The 17,881-nt window shown below is 74.5% G+C and carries 12 protein-coding genes; 5 read left to right on the forward strand and 7 right to left on the reverse strand.

Going from position 1 to position 17,881, the window contains the following annotated elements; all coding sequences use genetic code 11:
• Positions 1–975: an LLM class F420-dependent oxidoreductase gene (locus tag MicB006_RS15700; RefSeq protein ID WP_116507059.1), complete on the reverse strand. Its 975-nt coding sequence runs from the start codon at positions 973–975 to the stop codon at positions 1–3.
• Positions 976–1,119: 144 nt separating this feature from the next.
• Between MicB006_RS15700 and MicB006_RS15705 the strand changes: the two genes are divergently transcribed.
• Positions 1,120–2,331, forward strand: a complete 1,212-nt coding sequence (locus MicB006_RS15705) for a low temperature requirement protein A (RefSeq protein ID WP_116507061.1) — start codon at positions 1,120–1,122, stop codon at positions 2,329–2,331.
• 53 nt (positions 2,332–2,384) lie between these two features.
• Positions 2,385–3,224 carry a DUF1028 domain-containing protein gene (locus MicB006_RS15710; protein WP_116507063.1) on the forward strand — a complete coding sequence of 280 codons (840 nt, stop codon included), beginning with the start codon at positions 2,385–2,387 and terminating at the stop codon, positions 3,222–3,224.
• Positions 3,225–3,230: 6 nt separating this feature from the next.
• Here MicB006_RS15710 and MicB006_RS15715 read toward each other — a convergent pair whose 3' ends face one another.
• The gene (locus MicB006_RS15715) at positions 3,231–3,902 is read right to left on the reverse strand and encodes a maleylpyruvate isomerase N-terminal domain-containing protein (RefSeq protein ID WP_116511464.1); all 672 of its coding nucleotides are present in this window, start codon (positions 3,900–3,902) and stop codon (positions 3,231–3,233) included.
• A gap of 8 nt (positions 3,903–3,910) precedes the next feature.
• Complete coding sequence (locus MicB006_RS15720) at positions 3,911–4,792, reverse strand: phosphatase PAP2 family protein (protein ID WP_116507064.1); 882 nt, start codon at positions 4,790–4,792, stop codon at positions 3,911–3,913.
• Between the two features lie 92 nt (positions 4,793–4,884).
• Between MicB006_RS15720 and MicB006_RS15725 the strand changes: the two genes are divergently transcribed.
• Positions 4,885–5,574 (forward strand): DUF3159 domain-containing protein, encoded by a 690-nt coding sequence (locus tag MicB006_RS15725; protein WP_116507066.1) that lies wholly within the window; start codon positions 4,885–4,887, stop codon positions 5,572–5,574.
• A gap of 288 nt (positions 5,575–5,862) precedes the next feature.
• On the opposite strand, the gene MicB006_RS15730 is transcribed toward MicB006_RS15725, so the two are convergent.
• Positions 5,863–8,760 (reverse strand): glycoside hydrolase family 48 protein, encoded by a 2,898-nt coding sequence (locus MicB006_RS15730; RefSeq protein WP_192900297.1) that lies wholly within the window; start codon positions 8,758–8,760, stop codon positions 5,863–5,865.
• A gap of 856 nt (positions 8,761–9,616) precedes the next feature.
• On the opposite strand from MicB006_RS15730, the gene MicB006_RS15735 reads away from it, so the two are divergent.
• The gene (locus tag MicB006_RS15735; protein ID WP_116507070.1) at positions 9,617–11,110 is read left to right on the forward strand and encodes a GH1 family beta-glucosidase; all 1,494 of its coding nucleotides are present in this window, start codon (positions 9,617–9,619) and stop codon (positions 11,108–11,110) included.
• A 75-nt stretch (positions 11,111–11,185) separates the two neighbouring features.
• Here the strand turns inward: MicB006_RS15735 and MicB006_RS15740 are convergent, their stop codons facing one another.
• The 3 genes from MicB006_RS15740 to MicB006_RS15750 are packed head-to-tail and all read right to left on the reverse strand — an operon-like array spanning position 11,186 to position 15,679.
• The gene (locus MicB006_RS15740) at positions 11,186–11,599 is read right to left on the reverse strand and encodes a roadblock/LC7 domain-containing protein (protein WP_198937722.1); all 414 of its coding nucleotides are present in this window, start codon (positions 11,597–11,599) and stop codon (positions 11,186–11,188) included.
• 5 nt (positions 11,600–11,604) lie between these two features.
• Positions 11,605–14,277: a nitrate- and nitrite sensing domain-containing protein gene (locus tag MicB006_RS15745; protein WP_116507072.1), complete on the reverse strand. Its 2,673-nt coding sequence runs from the start codon at positions 14,275–14,277 to the stop codon at positions 11,605–11,607.
• A gap of 31 nt (positions 14,278–14,308) precedes the next feature.
• Entirely contained in the window at positions 14,309–15,679 is a 1,371-nt protein-coding gene (locus tag MicB006_RS15750) for an FGGY family carbohydrate kinase (RefSeq protein WP_116507074.1), read from the reverse strand.
• A 220-nt stretch (positions 15,680–15,899) separates the two neighbouring features.
• Here MicB006_RS15750 and MicB006_RS15755 point away from each other — a divergent pair, with 220 nt between their 5' ends.
• On the forward strand, positions 15,900–17,819 hold the full coding sequence (locus tag MicB006_RS15755; protein WP_116507076.1) for a chorismate-binding protein: 1,920 nt from the start codon (positions 15,900–15,902) through the stop codon (positions 17,817–17,819).
• The last annotated feature ends 62 nt before the right edge of the window (positions 17,820–17,881 follow it).

A 17,881-nucleotide genomic window follows, 5' to 3' on the forward strand; every position in this document is an offset into this window, starting at 1 on the left:
TCAGGCCACCTCTCCGGGACCGAGCCGGGGCAGCAGCTCCATCCAGGCCGCCGCGCCGCCCTCGGTGATCTCGGGCGTGGGCAGCACGGCCAGCACCGGCACGTCGACGCCGTTGTCGGCGTAGCGGCGGACGGCGGCCGCGCACTGCTCGGGTGAGCCGTGCAGCACCAGCGCGTCGACCACCTCGTCCGGTACGGCGGCGGAGGCGCCCCGCCGGTCCCCGGCGGCCCACGCCTGCCACATCGGACCGAGCGAGTCCTCGCGGCCCAGCCATCTGTGGAAGGCCGCGTACGCGGGGACGGTGAGGTAACCGGTGATCATGCGGCGGCCCAGCGCGCGGGCGTACGCGGCGTCCTCGGTGGGGCAGACGAAGATGCGGGCGGCGACCTCGAAGCCGGGGCGGCGCTCGCCCACCTCGGCGAGCGCTGTCGGCACGTCCTCGGCGGCCAGCCAGTTGAGGATCACCCCGTCGGCCTCGGCGGCGGCCAGGCGCAGCATGCCGGGACGCAGCGCGGCCAGCACGACCGGCGGCGGCACGCTCGGCGGGCGCTCCAGCGCGAAGCGCCGTACGGCGAACGTGTCGAACGCGCCGTCGACGGTCTCACCGCGCAGCGCGGCCCGCAGGAAGCGCAGCACGTCGCGGGTCCGCTTGAACGGCTCGTCGAACCCGATCGCGTTCCAGTCCCGCACCAGCACCGGCGACGAGGCGCCGACGCCGAGCGCGAAACGGCCCGGCGCGGCCTCGGCCAGCGCGGCGGCGCTCATCGCCAGCAGCCCCGGGCCACGGGTGAACACCGGCGTGATCGCGGTGCCGAGGCGCAGCCGCGGCGACCAGGCGGCGGCCAGGGCCAGCGGGGTGAACGCGTCGGCGCCGGCCACCTCCGAGGACCACACGTCGGTGAACCCGGCGTCGTCGAGCGCCGCGTAGACCGCGGCATGGTCGGCGAGCGGAATGCCGCCCAACGGCACGGTCATGCCCCATCGGTTCGTCACCCGTCGATGGTGCCCGTCCGGCACCGCCGCGAGCAAGATCCAGGCCGATATGGGCGATCAGGACCGAGACGCCGGGAAAGAGTGTTACGACTGCCGGATGAGGCGGACCGGGGACGGGGCAGCGCGGTGAGGACCGCCGAACCGGCCGCGCTGCGCAACTCCGGCGGCGGCCCCGGCCGGGCCACGTTCCTGGAGCTCTTCTTCGACCTGGTCTACGTGTTCGCGCTGACCCGGATCTCGGCGCGCGCCTTCGAGGACCTGGCGCTGGAGGACGGCCAGGTCGGCTGGGCGGCGGTGACCGGCGGTGGCAAGACCCTGCTGCTGCTTCTCGCGCTCTGGGGCGTCTGGCAGGGCACGGCGTGGACCACCAGCCGCTACGACCCGCACCACCTGTGGTTGCAGATCATCGTGATCACCGCGCTGATCTCGGCGATGGTGATGGGCGTGGCGGTCCCCCGCGCGTTCGGCCACAGCGGCCTGATGTTCGCCACCGCGTACGTGGTGGCCCAGGTGAGCCGTCCGGCGATCCTCATGCTGGTGCTCCGCAAGGTCCAGTACCGCCGGCTCAAGCTGCGGATGCTGATCACGTTCGCGGTGACCGGTGTGCTCTGGCTGGCCGGCGCGCTGCTGCCGGTGAACGCCCGGGTGGTGCTCTGGGGCACCGCGATGCTGCTGGAGTACCTCGGCGGCCGCTTCGGCTGGCCGGTGCCGGGCCTGGGCCGCTCCACGGTCTCCCGCTGGGACATCCACGGCGAGCACCTGGCCGAGCGCTACCAGCAGATCTTCCTGGTCGCGCTCGGTGAGACGATCCTGCTCGCCGGCCTGTCGTTCACCCGCTCCCCCACCAGCCCGGGCATGGTCACCGCCTTCGCCGTCGCGCTGGCCACCTCGGTGCTGCTGTGGCGGATCTACGTGCAGCGGGCCGGGCAGATCCTGGGCGAGGCGGTGACCCGGGCCGCGCACCCGGCCACCGTCGGCCGCTCCGCCGCCGACACCCACCTGGTCATGGTGATCGGCGTGGTCGCCACCGCGATCGGCTACGAGCTGGTGATCGAGCACCCGATCGGGCACAACGAACTGCCCTGGCTGGCCATGATCCTCGGTGGTCCGGCGCTGTTCCTGGCCGGCCGGGCCCGCTTCGAGTACGAGGTGTTCGGCCGCGTCTCCCCGTCCCGGCTGGTGGGGATCGCCGCGCTGCTGCTGCCCGTACCGCTGCTGGTGCGCCTCGCGCCGCTCGTCGCGGCGGGCTTCGCCGCGGCGGTCCTGACGGCCGTGGCGGTGGCCGACGCCCGGCGTGCCTGGGGCCGCCCGCCGGAGGACGCGGCACCGCCGTTCTGAGCGGTGCCGCCGGAGCGGGACGCCGCGCCCGCCCTCCGGGCTACGATCCGCGCGTGACCTTCTCGCTCGTCGCCCGCTCCGCCGACGGGCGCCTGTTCGGAGTGGCAGTGGCCAGCCGGTTCCTCGCCGCCGGGGCGCTGGTGCCGGCCGCCGAGGCGCTGGTGGGGGCGGTCGCCACCCAGGCGCACGCCAACCTCGCCTACCGGGCGCAGGCGCTCGCGCTGTTGCGTACCGGCGTCAGCGCTGTCGACGCGGTGGCCGGGCTGGTGGCCGCCGACCCGGGACGCGACGACCGGCAGCTGGCGGTGGTCGGCCCGACCGGCGACGGGGCCACCTGGACCGGGCCGCGCTGCCACCCCTGGGCCGGCGGGCAGGCCGGCGACGGCTGGGCGGCGCAGGGCAACATCCTGACCGGCCCGCAGGTGATCGACGCGCTGCGCGACGCCTGGCTGGCCCGCGAGGACCTGCCGTTCCCGCAGCGCCTGCTGGCCGCGCTCACCGCCGGTGACGCGGCCGGCGGCGACCGGCGCGGGCGGCAGAGCGCGGCGATGCTCGTGGTGCAGCGCCACGGCGGCTACGCCGGGACCGGCGACGAGCTGGTGGACCTGCGGGTGGACGACCATGTGGACCCGGTCTGCGAGCTGCGCCGCCTGCTCGGCATCCACCACATGCTGTTCGGCCGCCCCGACCCGGCCACGCTGCGCGACCTCACCGGTCCGCTCGCCGCCGAGGTGGCCGAGCTGCTCGCCGCCACCGGGCACCCGGTCGGCCCGGCCGGCCTGGACGAGGCGCTGGCCGCCTGGACGGGTCTGGAGAACCTGGAGGAACGCTTCGTGCCCGGCCGGATCGACCCGATCGTGCTGGATCACCTGCGGCGCTGCGCGGCGCGCTGAGGAGGCTCAGCCGCCGAAGGCCAGCCGGCCGATGCCGGCGCGGGCCAGCTCGGCCTGCTCGTCGCCGGTCAGCGGCAGCCGCCCGGTGGCCTTGCGCAGCACGGTGAGCGCGTCCCAGCGCAGTCCCGGCGGCACCGGCGCGCCGCCGGTGAGCACGCCGACCACCACGTCCGCCGCCGGTGGGGTCAGCCACGGCGTCCGGTCCAGCGCGTCGGCCAGGTCCAGGCCGTGCACCGCGACCTCCACCACCCGGGTACGCAGGAACTCCGGCAGCGCCATCGCGTCACCGTGGCGGGTGCGCACCACCCGTGCGGGCGGCTCGGCGGCTACCGCCTCGTCCGTGGCGCGCCAGGCCCGGCCGAACTCCCGGGCCACCTCGGCCGCGCCCGGGTGCTGCCGGGCCGCCCGCCGGGCGGAATCGACGCGGTCCCGGTCGACCGGCGGGCTGAACTTGGCCGCGCCGAAGTAGGCGGCGGCGTCCACCTCGGGCCGGGGCGGCGCGGGCTCGGCGAGCATGCCGGCCAGGCGCCCGGCCCCGGTGCTCACGTGCGCCACGAGGTCCCGTACCCGCCACGGCGGACACGGCGTGGGCCGGTCCAGCGCCGCGTCGTCCAGTTCGCGCAACACCCGCTCCAGGCGGTCGCATTCGGCCCGGAACGCCGCCCGCACCGTCTCCATCCGCCGGGTCAGCCCTTCCACCTGGGCACCAGCCGGTGCACCACGACCAGCATCAGCGCTGCCACCACGGCGATCGTGCCGCCGATGCCGGCCGCGCTGCCCGCGTACCCGACGAAGAGCTGACGGCGGCTGAGGGCCTCGACGGGGATCGTGGAGCGGTCCACCAGCCAGGACAACGCCAGCGCGGAGGCCAGCAGCGCCACCGCGCCGACGCCGCCGAGCACGGCGGCGGCCACCCGGTGCGCGTCGCCGGGCTCGACCACCGCCTGCTCCCGCTGGAAGACCAGCAGCGCCAGCCCGGCGACCGCGGCCCACGCGCCGACCACGAGGTACGCGGCGACCGCGTCGCTGGGCCGGTGCCAGCCGGCGGAGAGGGTGGCGACGCCCGCGGCGGCGGCGTACCCGGCGCCGAGGAACGCGCCGGCCGCCCGCAGCTTGCGCGGCAGCACCAGGATCAGCGCTACCGCCACCGAGGCAGCCACCGAGGTGTGGCCGCTGGGCAGGCTGTTGCCGGCGGCCGCCCGCTCCGGGTCGATGCCGAAGTCGGGCCGGACCAGGAAGTGCTTGAGCAGTTGCGTGGTCACGTTCGCCCCGGCGATCAGCAGCGTCGCGGTGACGGCCAGCGCCTTGCGGCCCCGGATCAGCGCGATGAAACCGATCACCGCGGTCGCGGCCAGCAGCGACACCACGGACATGGCGTTGAGGAGCGTGTCGACCGGACCGTCGATGCGGTCCTGGCCGATCCGGTTGCCGGTCAGCGCCACCGTGTCCAGCCACTGGCCCAGTTCGGTGTGCACGGCGAAGCGCCACACCACCACGAACGCAGCTGTCTGCAGCAGGGCCAGTACGACCAACCAGACCGCCGTCCAACCCCTCGCCGTCTCCCGCACCCGGACAACTTAACGGTAGGGCCGCCGACGCGCGCGGCGGAGCGCCATCGGCTGCGGCGTACGGTGAGGCGGGCGATTCGAGGAGGTGGGGCGTGACCGGCACGCCGCAGCGGGAACCGCAGGCCGGGCCCCGGCCGGAGTCGCTGGCCGACCTGCTCGGCGGCCGGCGCGGGGCGGTCGACGCCACGCTGCCCCCGCTCGCGTTCGGGCTCGGCTGGGTGCTCGGCGGGCTGCGCGGCGGCGTGCTCGCCGCGCTGCTGACCGGCACGGCGGTGGCCGGCTGGCGGTGGCGGCGCGGGGACCGTCCCCGCTCGGTGCTGGTCGGGCTGCTCGCGGTCTGCGTGGCAGCGCTCGTCGCGCTGCGCACCGGCCGGGCCGAGGACTTCTTCCTGCTCCAGATCGCCGCCAACGCGGCGAGCGCGCTGGCCTGGGCGGTGAGCGTCGTGGTGCGCTGGCCGCTGCTCGGCGTGGTGGTCGGCACGGCGCTGGGCCAGCGGACCCGGTGGCGGCGTGACCCGGCGCTGCTGCGGGCGTACGGCCGGGGCAGTTGGGTGTGGGCGGGCACCTACGTGCTGCGGCTGGCGGTGTTCATCCCGCTCTGGCTGGACGGGCAGGTGGTCGCGCTCACAGTGGCGCGGGCGGCGCTCACCTGGCCGCTGATCGCGGCGGCGCTGGCGGCGAGCTGGGTGGTGATCCGGCGGTCGCTGCCGGCCGGGCATCCGGGACTGCGGCACCCGGTGACGGCGCCGGTGCCCGGCGGTGAGCCGGCCCGGGAAGAGTAATGGAGAGGCCGCCACGGGGGGAGCGGCCTCTCCGTCAAATACGTTACTCCGTCCACGGCCCGGATGTGATCCCGTGGACCGCTGATTTTTGCGTGCCTTTTCGCGCCATGGGTCGTCGCCGGGCGGAGTGGTGGGCCGGCCGGTCCGCTGCGTCGGCCGGACGGCCGGCCCACCCGGCCTGACCGTGGGCGTCAGGCCGTCCACCGACCCGGCCGCTCCGTTCCCCCATCGGCCGGGTCGGCCTCCTTCGTGGGCGGGCTCGCACCCGCCCACGAAGGAGAGGTCACCTCACCCCTGCGGGAAGTAGGTGCCGTAGTCGGCGTACGCCATCGCGATGTCCGCCTGCGCCCAGAACCGGTGGTAGTTGAAGACCGGCTCGGGACCGCCGTCCAGGTACGCCTGCACCTTCGGCCAGTCCGGGTCGTTCTTGTAGAACGAGCGGATGTCCAGGAAGCTCTTGCCCGGGGCGATCGCGTCGCCGTTGGGCATCTTCCCGGTCCAGCCGTTGGGGACGTAGAGACCCTGGCCGTCGGCGGCGTTGTAGACGTCGTCGAAGCGCTTGTAGTCGCCGCGCTTCTCCGGCGTCGAGACGCCCTTGCTGTCGGCGGACGCCGAGAGCGCGTCCAGCAGGCCCTTGGCGGTGTCCTTCGCCGCGGTGTTGCCGGACTTGGCCGCGTACGCGATGAGCGTGCGGGCGTAGGCGCCGGCGACGCCGACGTCCTGACCCTTGACCGTCACCTCGACGTGCAGGTTGGTGTTCGGCTGCGGGCTGCTGGGGTTCCAGTTGGCCGGCTGGCCCGTCCACTTCATGTCCGACGGGATCGACCAGTTGGTGCCCAGCGTGGTGTTGGCGATCGCCCACGGCACCCACTTGTCCAGCAGCGCCTTGGCCTTCGCGTTGCCGGTCTCCAGGTACAGCTCGGCGATGCGCTGCATCGACCAGGCCTGCATGCCGAACCACTGGTTCGACGGCGGGTCGTTGTAGACCGGGTCGACGTCGTAGAACATGCCGTAGAAGGTGGCGGTGCCGCTCGGCGGCTGGGCGTAGCTGCCGTCCCAGCTGTTCGTGGCGCCACCGGCGATGCCGCCCTCGGCGGACTGGAGCCAGGTGTAGAACTCCAGCTGCCGGTCGAGGCTCTTCTGCCAGTCGGAGGACGCGGTCGGCGACTTCGGCTTCAGCTCCGCGACGTTGGTCATCACCCAGGCCGCGAACGGGTTCTGGTAGCCGAAGTGGCTGTGGCTGGAGCCGATCCGCCACGACCAGTTCTGCGAGGTGTCGTACGCGCCGCCCCAGGCGTAGTACCAGGAGAGCAGGTAGTGCGCCGAGTCACGGCCGCTGGCGGCCGGGCAGGTGCTCGCGCCGACGCAGTTGCCGATCTTCTTGAAGTACTTGTCGAACAGCGCGTAGCGCAGGTAGTCGCCCATCTTGGCGGCCTTGGCCACGGTGGCCGCCACGTCGGCCGCCTTGCCCTGCGCCTTGGCCCAGGTCAGCGCCCAGTAGGCGGCCTGGACGGCACGCGCGTCGGCGTCCGGGGCGTTGGTGTACTTCCACTGCTTGGCCGGGGCGCTGGACTCCTTGACGAACAGGTCCAGGTAACCGTTCGGGCCGCCGTGCTTGAACGTGTCGCAGGACGGCTGCGGCACGGTCTCCCACACCGACTCCTGGGTGCCCCGCTGGAACGTGTTGATGTACGCGGGCCGCGTGGTGCCGTCGCCGCAGCGGCCGAAGCCGTAGGTGTTGTCCACGTCGAGCAGCCAGTGCATGCCGTAGATGTCACCGGTGCCGTACGTGGACTGCAGCTCCGAGCGCAGCGGGTCCTGGCCGACCGGGACGTTGGCGTCCAGCGTCGACGGGTACTGGCTGGGCAGGTTGTGCTCGGCGGCGTACTGCGGGGTGCCGGGCGAGCCGGCGGTGGCCTGGTCGGCGTGCGACGGGATGATGTACTTCTCCATCACCGTCCAGGCGTTGTTGAACGGGGCCCAGTTCTGGGTGACCCGGCCGTACTGCGCCTCCAGCCAGAGCCAGAAGCTGAACGCCTCCGAGGTGGTCTCGTGGCCGTGGTCGGGCGCCTCGACGATCAGCGTCTCGATCGAGTGGTACGGCACGCCCTCGGGGCTGAAGTACCCCGAGTTCTTGATCTTGCCGTACTGGTCGAGGAACTTCTTGATGTAGGCGTTGTCGCCGCCGGGGCTGTCGTTGTCCGCCTCGGTCGCGACGACGGAGATCGGCGCGTAGCCGCTGGCCGACGCGGTGATGGTGGCGGTGCCGCCGACCGTGTCGGCGTCCTCCGCGGCGGAGACCGTGGCGGTGACGCCGGTGCTCCAGTTGCTGGAGGTGAGCGTCAGCGAGGTCGGCGACACAGTGATGTCGCTGTCACCGGTGACGGCGAGGGTCACCGGCACGTTGGCGGTCGGCGCCGCGCTGAGCGTGTACCGGACCGTGGCGCTGCTGCCCTCGCCCACGGTGACCGCGGACGGCGTGGCGACCAGCTGCGGCCCGGTGGCCGCGGTCACGGTGAACGACTTCTCCGACACCGCCGAGGCGCCGGCGTTGTCGTACGCCTTGGCCTGCACGGTGTAGCTGCCGGCCGGCAGGTCGAGCAGGTCGTAGCCGTACGGCGCGGTGGTGTCGGTGTTGACCAGCAGGCCGTTGCGGTAGAACTCGACCTTGCTGATGGTGCCGTCGGGGTCGCTGGCGGTCGCGGTGAGCGGGACGTCCGCCGGCGCCTCGAACGGGCCCGACGGCACCCCGAGCGAGACCGTCGGCGGCTGGTTGGTCTGCGCGCCGTTGCACGCCACCCCGTTGAGGGTGAACGCGGTGGGCTTCGGGTTGCTGCCGCTGTAGCTGCCGTTGAAGCCGATGCTCGTGGACGCGCCGGTGGGCAGGCTGCCGTTCCACGACTCGTTCGTCGCGGTCACCTCGCTGCCGGACTGGCTCCACCGGGCCGACCAGCCCTGGACCACGCGCTGGCTGCTGTTCGGGAAGGTGAACTTCAGCGACCAGTTGTTGAGCGCGTCGCCCAGGTTCTTGATGGTCACGTTGGCGGTGAAGCCGTTGTTCCAGTCGTTCGACGCGTAGGTCACGTCGCAGGCGGGCGCGGCCTGTGCGGCACCCGCGGGCAGCGCCACCCCGCCTATGACGAGGGCGGCGGCGGCGAGCATCGCCGTACGGCGACGTCTGGCCAGAAGTCTCATGTGGGCGGTGTCTCCTCGGACCGGGCCGGGACCTCGGGGTCCCGGCGGGGCGCCTCCACGCGACGACGGGCGTACGCGGGGGGACGGAGGCGTCCGGAAAGGTGGTCGTCCCGGCCGTGCCGGGGATCGGGGCGCCGCACCGGTTCGTCACCGGGTGCCCTCGGCGGCCCGCGCTCGCGTTCACTGGCTCCGCGTGGCGTGACGAGAGTGTGACATGGAAGCGCTCCCACCACAACGGCCAGCGCAGATACGAGCTTCCATGTTTCGATCTCGTTTAGGGGCTTTTCCAAACCCGTGACGGGCGTTACAGTCGCAGCATCGCCGATGGGAGCGCTTCCATCGACGGAGATGCAAGTACTGGATCGCCGGGTACGCCCGTGCCCGGCGCGTCGGCCCAGAGGCCGGCGGCGGACCAGCCCGGACGCCGCCACCGGCCGCCACCCGCCAGACGGAGGGAGGTGGAACCAGAGCCACTCGCGTGGCCCGGCTCCCGCGCGACGCGCACGACGGACGCCAATTCCACTTCGTGCGTGTGTGCACCATCGGTGGGGACGGGGGTTGCCCTCCCCCGTCCCCACACTAAACCCCCGTTGTCGACGGCAAAAGAGGCCGACGGGACAGGCGTGCCACGCCACCCGGACGGCCTTTCGCGCTATCCGCCCCATCCCTCGCCGCTCACGCCGCCCCGAGCGGCGTTCCCGAGCGACGCCCCCGCCCACCCCACCTTCCGGCCGCCCGCCGGCCGCGCCGCACCTCGCCGCGACCGCCGGATCAGGGCCGGCCGCTCCCTGGCTATGATGGGAGCGCTCCCGGCCCAGGGCGGCCCGTCACTCCGAGGAGAAACCTCATGTCGTTACTCACCCGACGGCGCCTGCTCCGCCGCGCCGCCCTGTCCGCGACCGCGGCCGGCGCGGCCCGGACCGGGCTCGCCGGCGCCACCGCGGCGACGACCGCCGCGTCGACCGTCGCGCTCGGCGGCTGCGACAGCCCGCCCGAGCGCGCCACCGACCCGGAGCAGGACCGCGGACTCCGCTTCCCGGACGGGTTCGGCTGGGGCGCGGCGACCTCGGCGTACCAGATCGAGGGGGCCGCCAAGGAGGACGGGCGGGGTGAGTCCGTCTGGGACACCTTCAGCCACACGCCGGGGCGCATCCGCAACGGCGACACCGGCGACGTCGCGGCCGACCACTACCACAGGTACGCGCAGGACCTCGACCTGATGCGCGACCTGGGACTGCGCAGCTACCGGTTCTCCATCTCCTGGCCCCGCATCCAGGCCGACGGCTCCGGCCGCCCCAACCAGCGCGGCCTCGACTTCTACCGCCGCCTGGTGGACGGGCTGCACGAGCGCGGCATCGCGCCGATGGCCACGCTGTTCCACTGGGATCTCCCCCAGGCCCTTCAGGACGCCGGCGGCTGGGAGAGCCGGGACACCGCCGAGCGCTTCGCCGAGTACGCCGACGCGGTGTTCCGCGCCCTCGGCGACCAGGTGCCGGTCTGGCTGACCGTCAACGAGCCGAAGACCGTGGTGCAGAACGGCTACATCTGGGGCCACCACGCCCCGGGCTTCCAGGACGAGGACGCGGCGTACCTGGTCGCCCACCACCTTCAGCTCGCCCACGGCCTCGCCGTGCAGGCGCTGCGGGCCTCCGGCGTCACCGGCCGGATCGGCCCCGCCCTCAACCTGCACCCCTGCTACCCCGCCGACGACACCGCCGAGGCGGCCGCCGCGACCAGGCTCTACGACGGCTACGAGAACCGCCTCTACCTCGACTCGATCTTCAAGGGCGCGTACCCGCAGGACGTGCTGGACGACCGCGGCCCGGACAGCCGGATGGTCCGCGGCGTCCGCGACGGCGACCTGAAGATCATCTCCAGCCCGGTGGACCTGCTCGCCGTGCAGTACTACACGCCGATCTACGTCACCGGCGACGGCAGCACGGTCCGCAAGTGGCCCACCTCCGAGGCGGAGTGGCAGCAGATCTACCCCGACGGCATGTACGACATCCTGACCCGGGTCACCCGCGACTACGGCCGGGTGCCGATCACCGTCACCGAGAACGGCCTGCCCTGCCCCGACGTGCCCGGCGCGGACGGCAACGTCGACGACGCCGGCCGGGTCAGCTTCCTACGCGACCACTTCGCCGCCGCCCACCGGGCGATCCGCGACGGCGTGCCGCTGGAGAGCTACCACGTCTGGTCGCTGCTGGACAACTTCGAGTGGGCCGAGGGGTACGAGCAGCGCTGGGGCCTGGTCTACGTGGACTACCCGAGCCAGCGGCGGGTGCTCAAGCGCAGCGCCCACTGGTACCGCGACGTGATCCGCCGCAACGGGCTGTAGGCGGCGCGGCCCGGCCGGCTGCCTGCCGGCCGGGCCCCCGCGTCGGCGGATCGGCGCCAGGCGCCGGACCGCGTCTCAGCGCGGCAGCGCCTGCTGGAGTTCGGCCCGCAGCGCCGGGGTGAGCATCTCGCCGGCCTGCTTGGCCAGCCGCGCCATCTCGTAGCCGACCACGCCGATGTCGGCGTCCGCCCCGGCCAGCGTGGCCAGGATCGAGCCGTCCCGGATCTGCATCACCAGGAAGTAGCCGCGCCCCATCTCCACCACTGTCTGCTTGACGACGTCGCCGTCGAACATCTGGGCCGCGCCCGCGGTGATGCTCATCAAGCCGGAGGTCACCGCGGCGAGCTTGTCCGCGTGGTCCCGGGGCAGATGCGCCGAGATCGCCACCAGGAGCCCGTCGGAGGACACCACCACCGCGTGCGCCACCCCGGGAACGCGCTCCGCGAACGCGGTCACCAGCCAGCTCAGGTCGCGTGCCTCCTGGCTCAACGTCGTCACTGTCGTCGTCCTCCTTCGTCGCGCGGCAGGTACATCTCGGTGGTCTCCTCGGCTTCGGCGCGCCGCACCCCGCTGTAGAGGCGCGACAGCATGCCGCCGACCGCCTCCGGGTCCGGCTCGTGCCGCATCACCGGACGGTCGGCCGGGGACGCCGGTGCGAGCTGGGCCATCGGCACGCGTACCGGAAGTCCCCGCTCGTTGGTCCCTCCGGTCACCGGCGTCGACGCCGGGGCGGGCGTCACACCCAGCGGCGACGCCGTCGGCCCCTGCCGGCTGAACCAGCCGCCGCCAGCGGGGCCGGCAGCAGCCGGGGTCAGCACGTCCTCGGCCCGGCCCGGCCGGGGGCGCGGCACAGCGCCGGCCGGCGCGGCGGGCGCCGGCGAACCGGCCGGCGGCGCCTCCGGCCCGTCACCGAGCGGACGGCCGGTCAGCGGCGACACCGGCAGCGCCGCCGGCTGGCCGGGCGCCGGACGCCATCCGGCCACCGGCAGCTCGGCCGTCGGCGCGGCGAGCGCCCCGGACACCGCGGCCGGGCCGGCGAGCACGCGGGCGGCGTTGCCCGTCCCCGGCGTGAGCCGGGCCGGGAACGGCCGGTCCGCCTCCGGCGCGGGCGCCTCGGCCAGCAGCTCGGCCGGGATCCGCACCCGGGCGACCAGGCCCGCGCCGGCAGCCTGCAACCACACCCGTACGCCGTTGCGGGCGCCGAGGTGGCTGACCACGAACAGGCCCATCCGTTCCGAGGCCGACACGTCGGCGGCCGGCGGCTCGGCCAGCACCGCGTTCGCCTCCGCCAGCGCCGCCGGACTCATGCCCAGCCCCTCGTCGACGATCTGCACGAGCGCGCCCCGGCCGTCCGGCTCGACGACGACCCGCACCGTGGTCTCCGGGCGGGAGAAGGCGGTGGCGTTCTCCAGCAGCTCCGCGAACAGGTGCACCAGGTCGCCCACCGCGTGCCCGACGACGTGCAGGTCCGTCCGGTTCTCGTGGCGTACCCGCTGGTACTGCTCGATCTCCGCGCTCGCGGCCAGCAGCACCGCGCCCAGACCCACCGGGCGGTTCCACCGCCGGGTCGACTCGCTGCCGGCGAGCACCAGCAGGCTCTCGTCGTTACGCCGCATACGGGCGGCGAGGTGGTCGAGCTTGAACAGGTTCTCCAGCTGGTCCGGGTCGCTCTCCTCGCGCTCGAGGTCGTCGAGGAGCTCCAGCTGGCGCTCGACGAGCACCTGGCTGCGCCGGGCCAGGTTGACGAACATGGCGTTGACGTTGCGCCGCATCATCGCCTGCTCGACCGCCACGTCCACGGCGCTGCGGTGCACCGCGACGAACGCCTCCGCCAGCTCGCCGATCTCGTCCTGCGAGTCGATCACCGCGGGCGGCACGTCGATCGCGCCGACCGGACGGTCCACCGTACGCAGCCGTTCCAGCGTCAGCGGGAGTTCCACCTGCGCGATCCGCAGCGCCTGGCCCCGCAGCTGCCGCATGCCGCGGGCCACCGACCGGCCGACCAGCAGCGAGATCAGCACCGCCACCAGCAGCACGGTGGCGATACCACCGGCCACCAGCAGCGTGTCGCGCAGCTGCCGGGCGCTGGCGTCGTCGGCCCGGCGTACCGCGTCGTCGACGACCCCGCTCTCCATCTGGCGCAACAGCTCCTGCCGCTGCTCACTCGCCGCCCACCACTGCGCCGCGTCGAGCAGGACCGGCTTCGCGTCGCCGCCGCCGGGCAGGGTCCGCTCCTCCATCCGGGTGGCCGCGACGAAGGCCGGGTCGACCGAGGTCTGGTCGTAGCGGCGGATCTGGTCGGCGGTCGCCGCGACCCGGAACGCGCCGAGCGCGGTGAGCTGCTGGGCCCGCAGGTCGCTGAGCGTCACCTGGTCGTCGGCCTCGTACTGGCCGGACCGGGCGGCGGCGTAGAGCTCCGCGCGGATCCGCGAGGACAGCTCCTTGACGCGGGACAGCTGCACGTAGCGCAGCACCGCCTCGGTCAGCTCCTGCCGGCCGCCGCCGGGCGAGGGCTCGGCCAGCAGGTTCAGCAGCGCCGCGACGGACCGGTGGTAGTTACTCAGGACGGTGTCGCTGGACAGCACCGCCGGCGCCACCGCCGACCGGATGTTGACCACCTGGTCGTACGCCTCCAGCGCCTCCGAGTAGGACACGCGCCAGGCGGCGTCGGCGTCGGCCAGCGGCGCGGCCGCGGCGCGCAGCTCCGCCACCGCGCGGTCGGTCGCCTCCTGGAGGGGCCTGAGCGCGGCGACCGCGGCGTCCCGGTCGGCGCCGGTGCCCGCGCGGCGCAGTCCCGCCAGCTCCCCGGCGGTACGGTCCCGCTCGTGCTGGAGCCGGTCGACGGCGACGGCGATCTGCCGGCCGATGCCCACCTGCTCGGCGAAGGCGCTCAGCGTGGTGGTCTGCCCGACCAGCCCGCGCGTCTGGATGCCGGCCAGGACGAGGAACGCCAGCGACGGGATCACCAGCACGGTGGCGAGCTTGGTGCCCATCCGCCAGTCCCGCAGCCGGAACCCGGAGCGCCGCCGGTTCGGCTGCGGGACAGCGCCACGAGCCGGGTCGGGACCTGCGCCCACGCGTGCCTCCTCGTCCCACTCCACCACGTCGGGGAGCGGAGTCCATCCAACCAGGCCGGCGGTCGGTGTCAACGGCCGCCCGGACGGCACGAGCAGGCCGGTCAGGGCTCCGGACGGACAGTCACGCGTGCGAGGCGGTCTCGTCCGTTCGACCGATGCCCCCGATGTGGGCCGCCTCGGGCAGACGGCCCAGCGCCACGAGCGCCGCGCCGGACGCCCCGATCTCCGGGTTGCGCTGCCACCGCACCTCGCGCGGGGCGAGCACGTCGGCGAACGCCGCGCGCCACCACGGCGAGGCGGTCAGCGCCCCGCCGCCGAGGACCACAGCCATCGGCTCGCCGACACCGCCCTCCAGCAGGGCCAGGTCGTCGGCGACGAGCCGGCACAGGCCCTGCATCAGCCCGGCGAGGACGTCCACGGCGGTGGTGCCGAAGCTGAGCCCGCGCAGCTCGCCCGAGCCCGCCGGGGCCGTGCCCGGCGGCCGGTCACCGCCCAGCCGCGGGTTGGCCCGCACCGAGCCGGCGGTGCGGCGCAGCGCCTCCTCGAGCGCCGCGCCCTCCGGCAGCCGCAGCTCCCGGTTGGCCCAGGCGAACAGGTTGCCGCCGCTGGAGTACGCGGCGCCGGTCACCACGTGGTTGTGGTCGACCCGGTAACGCCAGAGCTGCTCCGGCAGCGGCGGCGGCTCCCCGCCCGCCGGTACGGCCTGCATCATGCGGACCGCGGCGGACGTGCCGACTGTGACCGCCGCGCGAGTCGGGTCGACGCAACCGGAGCCGACGCTTGCGGCCGCCCCGTCACCGACCGGCGATGCCCACCGTGCCCCCGCCAGCCCCGGCCAGCGCCGCGCGTACTCCGCGTTCAGCCGGCCGTGCCAGCCGTCCGGGGCCAGCCGCAGCAACTCCTCCGGGCGTACGCCGGCCAGCTCGCACGCCTCCGGGTCCCAGTCCAGGCGCCGCAGGTCGAGCAGTCCGGTGCCGGAAGCCATCGACATGGACATCGGCACCTCGCCGAGCAGCGCGCCGAGCACGTACTCGGCCAGCCCGGTGAAGCGGGCGTTCCGCTCGCCGTGCGCCCGCAGCCAGGGCAGCCGCACCGACCAGTAGCAACGGTGCCACCAGGTGCCGGTACGCCGGTGGAAGTCCGCCGGGTCGGCCGGGCCGGCCGCGCCGGCGAGCGGCTCCGGCCGGGTGTCCAGCCAGGTCAGCACCGGGCCCGACGGAGTGCCGTCGGCGGCCAGCGCCAGCACCGAGTGCCACTGCGCGGAGGTGGCCACCAGGTCCACGTCCCGCAGGTGCCCGCCGGCGGCCAGCTCGTCCAGGCACTCCACCAGGCACGCCAGGTAGGCCGGGCCGTCCAGCGTCCCGGTGCCGTCGTCCCCGGTGACCAGGTGCACCCGGCGACGGGCCAGCGCGCCCGGGCGCGGCACGGCGTCCGCGTCGAGCACCAGCCCACGCACCGAGGAGGTGCCCAGGTCGAGAGCGAGAATGTCCATCGCGGGTCAACCTACCCGGCGCGACCGGCTTACCGGAGGCGGGCCGATCGCGTACAGTCACGGTCATGCTCGCGCACCTGTCCTGCTGGTGGCCCGCCGACCCGGCGGCCCACTCCCGCGCGTAGCTTCCCCACGCGGCCGCCCGACGAGGCGGCCGCCGGTCTTCCCCGGCATCCCGGGTCGCCCCAGTCGGCGGCCACCGGCCCACCGAGGAGACCCGATGACCCGCCCGTCCGACCCGCTCGCCGCCGTCGCGGCCGGCCGCGACCCCGGCCCGTTCGCGCTCGTCCGCCGCGAGGGCGCCGACCACGTCGACCTGTTCACCGGCCCGGTACGCACCGCCGACCGGCTCGCCGACCTGCCGCTGCCCGACGACGGCGCCGGCCCGCGCACGCTGGCCCTGGTGCCGTACCGGCAGGTCACCGAACGTGGCTTCGAGTGCGTGGACGACGGCATGCCGCTGGAGTTCCTGACCGTCGAGGCGCACCGGCGGATACCGCTCGCCGAGCTGCTCGGCGCGCTGCCCGACGCTGCCGTACGCACCACCGACGCGGGTTTCGACATCGCCGACGACGAGTACGCGGCGGTGGTGGACCGGGTGCTGGCCGACGAGATCGGCCGGGGTGAGGGCGCGAACTTCGTCATCCACCGCACCATGCGCGCCACAGTGCAGGGCGACCCGCTGGCCGCGGCCCTGGCCGCGCTGCGCCGGCTGCTGCTGCGCGAGCGGGGCGCGTACTGGACGTTCCTGGTGTACACGGGCGCCCGGATCCTGGTCGGCGCCAGCCCGGAGCGGCACGTCAGCGTCGCCGACGGCCTGGTCGAGATGAACCCGATCAGCGGCACGTTCCGGCACCGGGGCGAGACCGTCGACCGGGCCGCGCTGCTGCGCTTCCTGCACGATCCGAAGGAGGTGGAGGAGCTGTACATGGTGCTGGACGAGGAGCTGAAGATGATGGCCGTGGTCGCCGAACACGGCGGCCAGGTGGTCGGGCCGTACCTGAAGGAGATGGCGCACCTGGCGCACACCGAGTACCTGCTGGCCGGGCGCTGCTCCCGGGACGTCCGCGACGTGCTGCGGGAAACCATGTTCGCGCCCACCGTGACCGGCAGCCCGATGGAGAACGCCTGCCGGGTGATCGCGCGGCACGAACGCGCGGGCCGGCGCTACTACGCCGGGGTGCTCGCGCTGCTCGGCCGCGACGAGCAGGGCCGGCAGACGCTGGACGCGCCGATCCTGATCCGGACCGCCGAGATCTCCCCCGAGGGCGCGCTGCGGGTGCCGGTCGGCGCCACGCTGGTCCGGCACTCGACCACCGCCGGGGAGGTTGCCGAGACGCACGCGAAGGCGGCGGGCGTGCTGGCCGCGCTCGGCCTCGGCCCGGACGCGCCGGGCGCCGGCGCCGAGCCGGCCGTCAGGTACGCCGACGACCCGGAGGTGCGCGCCGCGCTGGCCGCCCGCAACGCGCCGCTGGCCCGGTTCTGGCTGGAGCAGCGCAGGCCCGGGGCGCTCGCGCTGCGCGGGCTGGCCGGACGGCGGGCGCTGATCGTCGACGGCGAGGACACGTTCACCGGCATGCTCGCCCACCAGCTCGGCGCGCTGGGCCTGGCGGTGACCCGGCGGGACTGGCCGGACCCGGGCCCCCTCGACGGTCACGACCTGGTGGTGGTCGGCCCCGGGCCGGGCGACCCGCGGGACCCGGCCGCGCCGAAGATGGTGGCGCTGCGGGCGCTGCTGGCCGAGCTGCTCGCATCGGGCCGGCCGACGCTCGCGGTGTGCCTGGGCCACCAGCTGCTCGCCGGGCTGCTGGGCCTGCCGTTGCACCGCCGCGACGCGCCGTACCAGGGGTTGCCGCGCGACGTACCGGTGTTCGGAGTGACCCGCCGGGTCGGCTTCTACGCCAGCTTCACCGCCCGCGCCGACGCCGACCGGATGACCGGCCCGTACGGCCCGGTCGAGCTGTCCCGCGACCCGGCCGACGGCGCGGTGCACGCGCTGCGCGGGACGGGTTTCGCCGGGGTGCAGTTCCACCCGGAGTCGGTGCTCAGCCAGGACGGCACATCGGTCCTGGCGGATCTGCTCGGACATCTGCTCGACCGGCCCGCGCTGAGCGCGCATGGAGCAGCCGATCGCGGGTAGGGCGAGGGGCGACCGGTGGTCCGGACGGGTTCGAGAGCCCTCGTCCGGCCACCGGTCGCCAT

The sequence above is a fragment of the Micromonospora sp. B006 genome, from assembly GCF_003408515.1.
Lineage (GTDB): Bacteria > Actinomycetota > Actinomycetes > Mycobacteriales > Micromonosporaceae > Micromonospora > Micromonospora echinospora_A.

Bases quoted from the DNA above. Each gene is read 5' to 3' on its own strand.
- MicB006_RS15715 (WP_116511464.1), bottom strand. From the start codon at position 3,902: ATGGAGACGGTGCGGGCGGCGTTCCGGGCCGAATGCGACCGCCTGGAG.
- MicB006_RS15750 (WP_116507074.1), bottom strand. From the start codon at position 15,679: ATGGACATTCTCGCTCTCGACCTGGGCACCTCCTCGGTGCGTGGGCTG.
- MicB006_RS15755 (WP_116507076.1), top strand. From the start codon at position 15,900: ATGACCCGCCCGTCCGACCCGCTCGCCGCCGTCGCGGCCGGCCGCGAC.
- MicB006_RS15735 (WP_116507070.1), top strand. From the start codon at position 9,617: ATGTCGTTACTCACCCGACGGCGCCTGCTCCGCCGCGCCGCCCTGTCC.
- MicB006_RS15700 (WP_116507059.1), bottom strand. From the start codon at position 975: ATGACCGTGCCGTTGGGCGGCATTCCGCTCGCCGACCATGCCGCGGTC.